The sequence below is a fragment of the Haloarcula sp. DT43 genome (genome assembly GCF_037078405.1).
Taxonomy (GTDB): Archaea; Halobacteriota; Halobacteria; order Halobacteriales; family Haloarculaceae; genus Haloarcula; species Haloarcula brevis.
Genome location: NZ_JAYMGZ010000012.1, coordinates 1 through 1,351, shown reverse-complemented (window position 1 = coordinate 1,351; position 1,351 = coordinate 1). Strand labels below are relative to the sequence as shown.

The 1,351-nt window shown below is 56.5% G+C and carries 1 rRNA gene; it reads right to left on the bottom strand.

Annotated features, from left to right (window positions below):
• Positions 1 to 27 precede the first annotated feature (27 nt).
• Positions 28 to 1,351: ribosomal RNA gene (locus VI123_RS19205) — 23S ribosomal RNA — on the bottom strand; the annotation flags it as partial.

Sequence of the window (1,351 nt, the reverse complement as noted above, 5' to 3'; positions counted from 1 at the left end):
TCGTCGGTGAATGAGTCACAGTGCGTATGAATGATGGCTTTGGTCTGTTAGTGCTCGTGGGCTTAACGTCTCGTTACCTCGACGCGCACACCCCGAGTCTATCGACCGCGTCTTGTACGCGGGACCTCGGCGGTGTCTCTTTTCCAAGTGGGTTTCGAGCTTAGATGCGTTCAGCTCTTACCCCGTGTGGCGTGGCTACCCGGCACGTGCTCTCTCGAACAACCGGTACACCAGTGGCCACCAACCGTAGTTCCTCTCGTACTATACGGTCGTTCTTGTCAGACACCATAACACACCCAGTAGATAGCAGCCGACCTGTCTCACGACGGTCTAAACCCAGCTCACGACCTCCTTTAATAGGCGAACAACCTCACCCTTGCCCGCTTCTGCACGGGCAGGATGGAGGGAACCGACATCGAGGTAGCAAGCCACTCGGTCGATATGTGCTCTTGCGAGTGACGACTCTGTTATCCCTAGGGTAGCTTTTCTGTCATCAATTGCCCGCATCAAGCAGGCTAATTGGTTCGCTAGACCACGCTTTCGCGTCAGCGTTCCTCGTTGGGAAGAACACTGTCAAGCTATCTTTTGCTCTTGCACTCTTCGCCGGGTCTCTGTCCCGGCTGAGATAGCCATAGGGCGCGCTCGATATCTTTTCGAGCGCGTACCGCCCCAGTCAAACTGCCCGGCTATCGGTGTCCTCCTCCCGGAGTGAGAGTCGCAGTCACCGACGGGTAGTATTTCACTGTTGACTCGGTGGCCCGCTAGCGCGGGTACCTGTGTAGTGTCTCCTACCTATGCTGCACATCGGCGACCACGTCTCAGCGACAGCCTGCAGTAAAGCTCCATAGGGTCTTCGCTTCCCCCTGGGTGTCTCCAGACTCCGCACTGGAATGTACAGTTCACCGGGCCCAACGTTGGGACAGTGAAGCTCTGGTTAATCCATTCATGCAAGCCGCTACTGATGCGGCAAGGTACTACGCTACCTTAAGAGGGTCATAGTTACCCCCGCCGTTGACAGGTCCTTCGTCCTCTTGTACGAGGTGTTCAGATACCTGCACTGGGCAGGATTCAGTGACCGTACGAGTCCTTGCGGATTTGCGGTCACCTATGTTGTTACTAGACAGTCCGAGCTTCCGAGTCACTGCGACCTGCTCCGTTCCGGAGCAGGCATCCCTTCTTCCGAAGGTACGGGACTAACTTGCCGAATTCCCTAACGTTGGTTGCTCCCGACAGGCCTTGGCTTTCGCCGCCATGGACACCTGTGTCGGTTCTCGGTACGGACACCATGCTCGTCTTTTCACGGGCCCCAGGTTGAATCACGTTTCCCTATCCCGCCGTTCGTCCGCTTCGT